This window comes from Streptomyces sp. SID4985, assembly GCF_009863025.1.
Lineage (GTDB): Bacteria > Actinomycetota > Actinomycetes > Streptomycetales > Streptomycetaceae > Streptomyces.
Genome location: NZ_WWIR01000409.1, coordinates 1 through 9,030 on the forward strand (window position 1 = coordinate 1; position 9,030 = coordinate 9,030).

Sequence of the window (9,030 nt, forward strand, 5' to 3'; positions counted from 1 at the left end):
TGGCCGACGAGGGGCCCGGGGCGGGGCGCGGGGCGGCGTCGCAGGCGCCGAGGGCGGTCGCGGCCAGCGCGGCGGCACCTCCCGAGATGAACGTACGCCGCTCCATGTCCCCGCCTCCCGGCCGCAGTTCGCCTTCCCGTGGAACGAGACGGCGCCCCACCCGGCGGGGTTCCACGGCAGGGTGACAAGGTGGGGAAAGAGTGCGTGGGCGGCGTGGGGCCGGAATCTCCACGTGTCCTTCTCGTGAGCGTTCCGTGACCTCACCGGGCCGACGGCAGGGGTTCACCCCTCGTTCACTTCGGGCCATCGGCGGCTTCACCTGTTCTGCCTAATTTCGGCCGTACCAGATGCGGAGTGCGGCCATAGATGCACTCACGTGTCCCCATGACTTCGCACGCCGCCCGCCGCGGCGGCTCCTGGAAGGAACTCCCGAAAGTGATGCTTCAGCGCAAGAACCGGCTGCGCGCCCTGTCTCTCGGTGCTCTCGCCGTCTCCGGCGCCCTGGCCCTGACGGCGTGCGGCTCCGACGACACCGGCAAGCAGGCGGGTGGCGGTTCCTCCTCCGCGGCGAGCGCCGGGTCGGTCAAGTGCGACGGTGCGAAGGGCCAGCTCCTCGCGGACGGCTCCTCCGCGCAGAAGAACGCGATCGACGCCTGGGTGAAGAACTTCTCGCAGGCCTGCGGCGTGCAGATCAACTACAAGGGTGCCGGTTCGGGCGCCGGTGTCACCTCCTTCAACCAGGGCCAGCTCGCGTTCGCCGGTTCGGACTCCGCGCTGAAGCCGGAGGAGGTCGCCGCCTCCAAGAAGATCTGCAAGGGCGGCCAGGGCATCGACCTGCCGATGGTCGGCGGCCCGATCGCGGTCGGCTACAACGTCCCGGGCGTGAAGGACCTGGTCCTGGACGCGCCGACCCTGGCGAAGATCTTCGACAGCAAGATCGCCAAGTGGAACGACGCCGCGATCAAGAAGCTGAACCCGACGGCGAAGCTGCCCGACCTGAAGATCCAGCCCTTCCACCGCTCCGAGGACTCCGGCACCACGGACAACTTCACCAAGTACCTGATCGCCACCACCCCGGACAACTGGAAGTACGAGGGCGGCAAGGCCTGGCAGGCCAAGGGCGGCCAGGCGGCCTCCGGCTCGGCCGGTGTGGCCCAGGGCGTCAAGCAGAACGCGGGCGCGATCGGCTACTTCGAGCTGTCCTTCGCCAAGGACATCGACACGGTCGCCATCAGCACCGGTGCCAAGACCCCGGTGAAGCCCTCCACCGACTCCGCCACCGCCGACATCGCGGCCGCCAAGGTCGTCGGCACCGGCAGCGACCTCGCCCTGAAGCTCGACTACCAGACCAAGGCCGAGGGCGCCTACCCGATCACCCTGGTCACGTACGAGATCGTCTGCGACAAGGGCAACAAGGCGGACACCCTGCCCGCCACCAAGGCGTTCCTGGGCTACATCGCGAGCGAGGACGGCCAGAAGGTCCTCAGCGAGAACGGCTACGCCCCGATCCCCGACGAGATCATCACCAAGGTCCGCAGCACCATCGCCGGCCTGAGCTGACCTGATCCGAGTGTGCGGTCCGGGCCCCGACGGGGTCCGGCCGCACCGTCCGGTGCACCGCCGCCCGGAGCCGGGCCATCCGTCCGGCTCCCGTGAGCCGCCCACCCACGCGGCTCAGCAGACCGGAGAATCCCGATGGACATATCGACGACCGACGTACCTCCCCCCACCGGCCGGGCCGCCGCCCGCCGCGCGGGCACCTCCCGTGGCGCCGCCCAGACCGGTGACCGGGTGTTCCTCGCCCTCTCCCGGGGTTCGGGCATCCTGCTGCTGGTGATCATGGCCGCCATCGCGGTCTTCCTGACCTACCGCGCCTGTCTCGCGATCAGCGCGGACCACGGCAACTTCCTGACCACCTTCGAGTGGAACACCAACGCGAACCCGCCGGTCTTCGGCATCGCCGTGCTCGCCTTCGGCACGGTCGTCTCCTCGGTCATCGCCATGGGCCTCGCGGTCCCGGTGGCGGTCGCGATCGCGCTGTTCCTCACCCACTACGCCCCGCGCCGGCTGAGCGGCCCGATCGCCTACGTGATCGACCTGCTCGCCGCCGTGCCCTCCATCGTCTACGGCCTGTGGGGCGCCCTGATCCTGGTCCCGCACATGCAGGGCCTGTACGGCTGGCTGGACGAGTTCTTCGGCTGGACCGGCATCCTCGCCTGGAACGGCGGCGCCCCGCGCGCGATGCTCACCGTCGGCATCCTGCTGGCGATCATGATCCTGCCGATCATCACCAACGTGAGCCGCGAGGTCTTCCGCCAGGCCCCCCGGATGCACGAGGAGGCCGCCCTCGCCCTCGGCGCCACGCGCTGGGAGGTCATCCGCATGGCGGTGCTGCCCTTCGGCCGCTCCGGCGTCATCTCCGCCTCCATGCTCGGCCTCGGCCGCGCGCTCGGCGAGACCATGGCCGTGGCCACCGTGCTCTCCCCGAGCTACGAGATCCAGGCCAGCCTCCTCGACCCGGGCGGCGGCACCTTCGCCCAGAACATCGCCTCCAAGTTCGGCGAGGCGACCGAGCAGGGCCGTGACGCGCTGATCGCCTCCGGTCTGGTCCTGTTCGTCATCACCCTGCTGGTCAACGGTGCGGCCCGCGCGATCATCGCCCGCCGCAAGGAGTACTCGGGGGCCAACGCATGAGCACCGCAGTCAACGGCAACGGCGTGAGCAACCTGCGCGCCGGAAGCCTGCCCACGTGGACCCCGTGGGCCGTCGCCGCCGCGTCGGTGGCGACCGCCGTCGCGATCGGCCTCGGCGCCGGACTCCACTCCAGGATCCAGTGGGGCCTGATCGCCGCGCTCCTCTTCATCCTCGGCACCTATGTCGTCGCCGCCCGGGTGGAGGGCCGCCGGCAGGCCAAGGACCGCATCGCCACCTCGCTCGTCTGGGTGGCCTTCCTGCTCGCCGTGATCCCGCTGGTCTCCCTGGTGTGGGTGACCGTCTCGCGCGGCGTGAAGGTCCTCGACCCGTACTTCCTGAGCCACTCGATGGGCGTCGTCGCCGACTCCGAGCCGGGCGGCGGCATTTACCACGCCATCCTCGGCAGCCTGGAGCAGGTCGGCCTGGCCACTCTGATCGGCGCCCCGATCGGCGTGCTGACCGCGATCTACCTGGTGGAGTACGGCCGCGGCCGCCTCGCCCAGGCGGTGACCTTCTTCGTCGACGTGATGACGGGCATCCCGTCCATCGTCGCGGGCCTGTTCATCCTCAGCATCATGCTGATCTTCCAGATGCAGCCCTTCGGCTTCGCCGGGTCGCTCGCCCTGGCCATCCTGATGATGCCGGTGGTCGTGCGCTCGACCGAGGAGATGCTCAAGCTCGTACCGAACGAGCTGCGCGAGGCGTCCCTGGCGCTCGGCGTGCCCAAGTGGCGCACCATCCTCAAGGTGGTCCTGCCGACCTCGCTCGGCGGCATCGCGACCGGCGTCATGCTGGCCGTCGCCCGTATCGCGGGCGAGACCGCGCCGGTGCTGCTGCTGGTGTTCGGCAACTCCTTCATCAACGCGAACCCCTTCGAGGGCGCGCAGGCCTCGCTGCCGCTGTACATCTACCAGCAGTACGCGGCCGGTGCCGACCCGGCGTACGACCGCGCGTGGGCGGCCTCGCTGACCCTGATCGCGTTCGTGATGATCCTCAACCTGGCGGCCCGCGGCGTAGCCCGCTGGAAGGCCCCCAAGACCGGTCGCTGACGCGGCCATTTCAGTGACTGGAAGTGAAGCGGTAATGGCCAAGCGAATCGACGTCAGCGGACTCACCGCCTACTACGGCTCCCACAAGGCGATCGAAGACATCTCGATGACCGTCGAGCCGCGCTCGGTGACGGCGTTCATCGGCCCCTCCGGCTGCGGCAAGTCGACGTTCCTGCGCACCCTCAACCGGATGCACGAGGTCACCCCCGGCGGCCGCGTCGACGGCAAGGTGCTCCTGGACGACGAGGACCTCTACGGCACCGGCGTGGACCCGGTGGCGGTGCGGCGCGAGGTGGGCATGGTGTTCCAGCGCCCCAACCCGTTCCCCACCATGTCGATCTTCGAGAACGTGGCGGCGGGGCTGCGCCTGAACGGCGGCTTCCGCAAGAGCGAGCTGAACGACATCGTGGAGCGCTCGCTGCGCGGTGCGAACCTGTGGAACGAGGTCAAGGACCGGCTGAACCGGCCCGGCGCCGGTCTCTCCGGCGGCCAGCAGCAGCGTCTGTGCATCGCGCGGGCCATCGCGGTCGAGCCCCGGGTACTGCTCATGGACGAGCCCTGCTCCGCCCTGGACCCGATCTCCACCCTCGCGATCGAGGACCTGATCGGTGAGCTGAAGGAACGGTTCACGATCGTCATCGTGACCCACAACATGCAGCAGGCGGCGCGCGTCTCGGACCGTACGGCCTTCTTCAACCTGGCCGGGGTCGGCCAGCCCGGCCGGCTGATCGAGATCGACGACACCGAGCGGATCTTCTCCAACCCCTCGGTCCAGGCGACCGAGGACTACATCTCGGGCCGCTTCGGCTGAGCCGAGGACTCCCCGCGGTGCTGCATGGCGGTGCCACCGCGGGGATGCGAGAAGGGCCCGCTCCCGGAAGATCCCGGGGGCGGGCCCATCGTCGTATCGGCGCCGTATCGGCGGTTGCTACAGCACGGTCAGATTGACCAGCTCGAAGACGGCGGCCGCGACCAGGGCGGCGGCGGGCATGGTGATGAACCAGCCGAGCACGATGTTCTTGGCGACGCCCCAGCGGACCGCGTTGACCCGCTTGGTGGCGCCCACACCCATGATCGCCGAGGTGATCACATGGGTCGTGGAGATCGGCGCCTTGAAGAGGTACGCCGTGGTGAACATGATCGAGGCGCCGGTGGCCTCGGCCGCGAAGCCCTGCGGCGGGTCCAGCTCGATGATCTTGCGGCCGAGGGTGCGCATGATGCGCCAGCCGCCCGCGTAGGTGCCGAGCGAGAGCATCAGGGCGCAGACGATCTTGACCCAGACCGGGATGGGGTCTTTGTAGGTCTCCTGGCCCGCGATCACCAGGGCCATCATCACGACACCCATCGTCTTCTGGGCGTCCTGGAGACCGTGGCCGAGCGCCATGCCCGCCGCCGACACCGTCTGGGCTATGCGGAAGCCGCGCTTGGCCTTGTGCGGGTTGGCGTTGCGGAACAGCCACAGGATCGCCGTCATGACCAGATAGCCGACGACCAGACCGACGATCGGCGACAGGAACATCGGCAGGATGATCTTCTCGACGACGCCGCTCCAGATCACCGCCGTACCGCCCGCGAGCGCGGCGCCCACCAGGCCGCCGAACAGGGCGTGCGAGGAAGACGAGGGCAGGCCGAAGTACCAGGTGACCAGGTTCCAGACGATGGCGCCCGCGAGGGCGGCGAAGAGGATGGCCATCCCCTTCGACCCCACCGGGGTCTCGATCAGACCCTCGCTGACGGTCTTGGCGACGCCGTTGCCGAGGAAGGCACCCGCGAGGTTCATCACGGCCGCCATCGCCAGCGCCGCCCGGGGGGTCAGCGCGCGGGTCGAGACCGAGGTCGCGATCGCGTTGGCGGAGTCGTGGAAGCCGTTCGTGTACGTGAAGAAGAGCGCGACCGCGACGGTCACGATCAGGGCGAAGGTGTCCATCGACGCCTCAGGACTCCTTGACGGCGATGGTCTCCACCGTGTTCGCCACGTGCTCGAACGCGTCCGCCGCCTCTTCGAGGACGTCCACGACCTGCTTGAGCTTCAGGACCTCGATGGCGTCGTACTTGCCGTTGAAGAGCTGGGCGAGCAGCTTGCGGTGGATCTGGTCCGCCTGGTTCTCCAGCCGGTTGACCTCGATCCAGTACTCGGTGAGGTTGTCCATCGTGCGCAGGTGGGGCATCGCCTCGGCCGTGAGTTCGGCCGCCCGCGCCAGGACCTCGATCTGCTGCTCGACGCCCTTCGGCAGCTCCTCGATGTTGTAGAGGACGACCAGGTCGACGGCCTCCTCCATGAAGTCCATGATGTCGTCGAGCGACGAGGCGAGGTTGTAGATGTCCTCGCGGTCGAACGGCGTGATGAACGAGGAGTTGAGCTGGTGGAAGATCGCGTGGGTGGCGTCGTCACCGGCGTGTTCCGCGGCCCGCATACGCTCTGCGATCTCGGCCCGGGCGGAGGGGTCCGCCCCGAGCAGTTCCATCAGGAGCTTCGAGCCCGTGACGATGTTGTCCGCTGACGCGGCGAACATGTCGTAGAAGCTCGTCTCCCTGGGGGTCAGACGAAAGCGCACGTTGAGGTCCTCGGGGTGCTTCGGTTGGGTCAGGCTGATGCTAGGCGCATCATCCGGCCACGGCTATCGGGCCATTCCCCAGTGTCGCCCATCAGGAAGCATGCTCGGCACGGGGGCGTTGCGCCAAGGGCCCGATACCCCGTGAAGTTGGTTACCATATACCCACCAGGGGTATCTGTTCGGATTGCTTCCCGCCAGTCCGGCGTCCGACCCCCGTCCGCCCGTCCCCCATGGAGGCCCGCGATGACGACGACCGAGGCCGGCGCCACGCACGGTTACCACCACCAGAAGGACGAGCACCTCAAGCGGCTGCGCCGTATCGAGGGCCAGATCCGGGGCCTCCAGCGCATGGTCGACGAGGACACGTACTGCATCGACATCCTCACCCAGGTCTCCGCCTCCACCAAGGCCCTGCAGTCCTTCGCCCTCCAGCTCCTGGAGGAGCATCTGCGGCACTGCGTCGCGGACGCGGCCGTCAAGGGCGGCGACGAGATCGACGCCAAGGTGGAGGAGGCCACGAAGGCCATCGGGCGCCTGCTGCGCACGTGAGCGCTGCCGCTCGGGTCAGGCCAGGGCGGCGCCGCGCTCCTCGGTGACCCGCAGCACCTCGTCGATGCTGGCCAGGCTCAGCCGGTCCTCCGCCGCCGAGGCGGCGATGATCAGCTCGCCGCACAGCTCTATCTCGGCGAGGGCCACGTGGTCCTGCACCGCCGTACCGCCGACCGGAGCCACGCGCGTCACCTCTTCCTGCCGTCACCGATACCCGGACCGGCTTCCTAGAGTAGGCAGCGGTCCACATAGCGCGCATGGCACGGAAGGGCTAGTTCGTCCCCGGCGGGGCGGACTATCCCGGCGGTTGTCCCGCCGCGCCCTCGTCGTCCGCGATCTTGCCCGCGTAGATGTCCTCGGGGCGTGGCAGTACGACGTCGGCGCGGGTGCCGAAGTCGTAGAGCAGAGTGGTCGAGGCGACCGCGACGGCCGCCGCCTGCCTGCTGTTGACGAAGCTGAAGTGCTGGCGGAGCTTGCGGATGCGGCCCTGGTCGTCCAGGTAGACGTCGAACGGGACGTCGGCCGTGGCGAACCCTTTCGCCGCCGCCGCGAGCGAGGCCCGGTTGTCCGCGGAGGCCGCGCGCGCCGCCGCGCCCAGGTCGGCGGTGCCCCGGTAGTGCCGTACCGCCGTGCCGCCCACCTTCGTGCGGCCCACGTACGTCGCCGTGCGCGTCCCGCGCAGCACCTCGGCCGCCGCGTACGGATCGGTCGCGCCGCCGGTGACCAGGTTGCCGTCGGACACCCCGGCCGTCTCCACCCGGACCCACTTGTCGGCGGGCACGCCCGCGCCCCGGTTCTTCATGTACAGGGCGCCGGGGGCGAGCAGCTCGGTGATGGGCCGGTGCTCGGGGGCGCCCGTGGGGTCCTCCGGGAGGACGACGGTCAGGCTGCCGAGGCGGCGCCGGAAGTCGTACACCCCGCTGCCCCGGATGGTGACCCGGGTGCCGCCGGTGGCCATCTCCATGGAGGTCGTGGCCCGGGAGCCGCCCGCACCGCGCAGGGTGTCGGCGGCCTGCCGCAGGACGGCCACCGGATCGCCGCTCGCGCCGCTCACCCCCTCGGCGGCGGCCCCGCTGGAGGAACACCCGGCGGTGCCCGCTCCGAGTCCGACGGTTAGTCCCATCACGCCCGCCGCTACGACCGTCCTGCTCGCGCGCGTGTGCTGCCGCCGATCCATGGCCTGCCTTACCCCCAGCCGGTTGCGTCCGTTGGGCCCCCTGTCGTTCCCGTTAACGACGGGTAGGGAGTGCCGTCACGCGTGGCGTCAAGCACGTGAGAAGTCAGCGGGTCATACGCCCGTACAAACGCTTCAGATGCCCGAACGAACGTGTTGATCAGTGCGGGTACGGTGGGACCGTGGCGTGGCAGGACGGCCCGGTGGGGGCGCGGCAGGAGCGGGAACACCGCACGACGACGAGCGAACAGGGCCGGTTCTGCGTGGCCAGATGCAGCTGCGGCTGGCGGGGTCCGGCGCGCCGGGCGCGCAGTCAGGCGCGCGCGGACGCGGAGGCGCACGGCAGCGCGCCGTGACACCCGGAGTGCGCGCCGCTCAGCGCCGCTCGAAGGCGCGGGCCAGCGCGTCCAGCAGCTCGCGGTCGCGGGGCTGGGTCAGCCGCTCGCGCGCGGCACCGGGAGCGAGCCAGGTGATCGCGTCGACCTCGGAGCCCGGAGTGAAGTGCCCGTGCAGCGCCTCGGCCGCCCAGTAGCGCACCTCCTTGGGGCGCCCGGCCACCGGATAGCGCAGGGTCGCCAGCTCGGCGCCGGGCCCGGCCGCGTACCCGGTCTCCTCCGCGACCTCGCGCAGCGCGCCCGCGAGCGCGTCCTCGCCCCGCTTGAGCTTGCCCTTGGGGTGGGACCAGTCGTCGTACTTCGGCCTGTGGACCAGGCAGACCTCCAGGGCGCCGGAGGGCGAGCGGCGCCAGAGCACGCAGCCCGCGGCGAGGACCGGCGGGGCGCCAGGGGTGCCGGGTGTGTCGTTCATGCCGTCTCCTCCCGTGCTCACCGCGCCGGGACCGTCCGCCGCTGCCAGGCCTGCTGGAAGGCGAAGCGGGCCGCCTCCACCTCGTGCCGCTGGTCGGCGTGGAGGACGCCGAGGGCGTAGGCCGTCGCGGGCGCGATCCGGGCCGTACGCGCCGCCTGGGCGGCCGCTACCGCCGCCTCCGCCGCGTCCCGGTGCCGGTTCA

General features: G+C 70.3%; 11 protein-coding genes and 1 pseudogene. 6 read left to right on the forward strand and 6 right to left on the reverse strand.

What is annotated here, in order from left to right; translation table 11 throughout:
• Positions 1-435 precede the first annotated feature (435 nt).
• The 4 genes from pstS (at position 436) to pstB (ending at position 4,554) form a co-directional block, all read left to right on the forward strand.
• Positions 436-1,560 (forward strand): phosphate ABC transporter substrate-binding protein PstS, encoded by a 1,125-nt coding sequence (pstS, locus tag GTW40_RS18055; RefSeq protein WP_343245733.1) that lies wholly within the window; start codon positions 436-438, stop codon positions 1,558-1,560.
• 135 nt (positions 1,561-1,695) lie between these two features.
• A complete protein-coding gene (gene pstC / locus GTW40_RS18060) occupies positions 1,696-2,694 on the forward strand; it encodes a phosphate ABC transporter permease subunit PstC (protein ID WP_161181239.1) in 999 nt (332 codons plus the stop codon).
• Positions 2,691-3,743 carry a phosphate ABC transporter permease PstA gene (pstA, locus tag GTW40_RS18065; protein ID WP_161181240.1) on the forward strand — a complete coding sequence of 351 codons (1,053 nt, stop codon included), beginning with the start codon at positions 2,691-2,693 and terminating at the stop codon, positions 3,741-3,743. The genes pstC and pstA overlap by 4 nt, the downstream gene beginning before the upstream one ends.
• Positions 3,744-3,777: 34 nt before the next feature.
• Positions 3,778-4,554 carry a phosphate ABC transporter ATP-binding protein PstB gene (pstB, locus tag GTW40_RS18070; RefSeq protein ID WP_161181241.1) on the forward strand — a complete coding sequence of 259 codons (777 nt, stop codon included), beginning with the start codon at positions 3,778-3,780 and terminating at the stop codon, positions 4,552-4,554.
• A 117-nt stretch (positions 4,555-4,671) separates the two neighbouring features.
• On the opposite strand, the gene GTW40_RS18075 is transcribed toward pstB, so the two are convergent.
• Entirely contained in the window at positions 4,672-5,670 is a 999-nt protein-coding gene (locus tag GTW40_RS18075) for an inorganic phosphate transporter (RefSeq protein WP_161181242.1), read from the reverse strand.
• 7 nt (positions 5,671-5,677) lie between these two features.
• Positions 5,678-6,298: a DUF47 family protein gene (locus GTW40_RS18080; RefSeq protein ID WP_161181243.1), complete on the reverse strand. Its 621-nt coding sequence runs from the start codon at positions 6,296-6,298 to the stop codon at positions 5,678-5,680.
• 243 nt (positions 6,299-6,541) lie between these two features.
• Here GTW40_RS18080 and GTW40_RS18085 point away from each other — a divergent pair, with 243 nt between their 5' ends.
• The gene (locus GTW40_RS18085) at positions 6,542-6,847 is read left to right on the forward strand and encodes a metal-sensitive transcriptional regulator (protein ID WP_161181244.1); all 306 of its coding nucleotides are present in this window, start codon (positions 6,542-6,544) and stop codon (positions 6,845-6,847) included.
• Positions 6,848-6,862: 15 nt separating this feature from the next.
• Here GTW40_RS18085 and GTW40_RS32710 read toward each other — a convergent pair whose 3' ends face one another.
• Positions 6,863-7,030: a hypothetical protein gene (locus tag GTW40_RS32710; RefSeq protein WP_199586844.1), complete on the reverse strand. Its 168-nt coding sequence runs from the start codon at positions 7,028-7,030 to the stop codon at positions 6,863-6,865.
• A 112-nt stretch (positions 7,031-7,142) separates the two neighbouring features.
• Positions 7,143-7,970: a hypothetical protein gene (locus tag GTW40_RS18090; protein WP_237525569.1), complete on the reverse strand. Its 828-nt coding sequence runs from the start codon at positions 7,968-7,970 to the stop codon at positions 7,143-7,145.
• Between the two features lie 233 nt (positions 7,971-8,203).
• On the opposite strand from GTW40_RS18090, the gene GTW40_RS32715 reads away from it, so the two are divergent.
• Positions 8,204-8,377 carry a hypothetical protein gene (locus tag GTW40_RS32715; RefSeq protein ID WP_199586680.1) on the forward strand — a complete coding sequence of 58 codons (174 nt, stop codon included), beginning with the start codon at positions 8,204-8,206 and terminating at the stop codon, positions 8,375-8,377.
• Between the two features lie 19 nt (positions 8,378-8,396).
• Here GTW40_RS32715 and GTW40_RS18095 read toward each other — a convergent pair whose 3' ends face one another.
• Entirely contained in the window at positions 8,397-8,828 is a 432-nt protein-coding gene (locus GTW40_RS18095) for an NUDIX hydrolase (protein WP_161181246.1), read from the reverse strand.
• Positions 8,829-8,845: 17 nt separating this feature from the next.
• Positions 8,846-9,030, reverse strand: a pseudogene (locus GTW40_RS18100) (metal-binding protein); the annotation flags it as partial.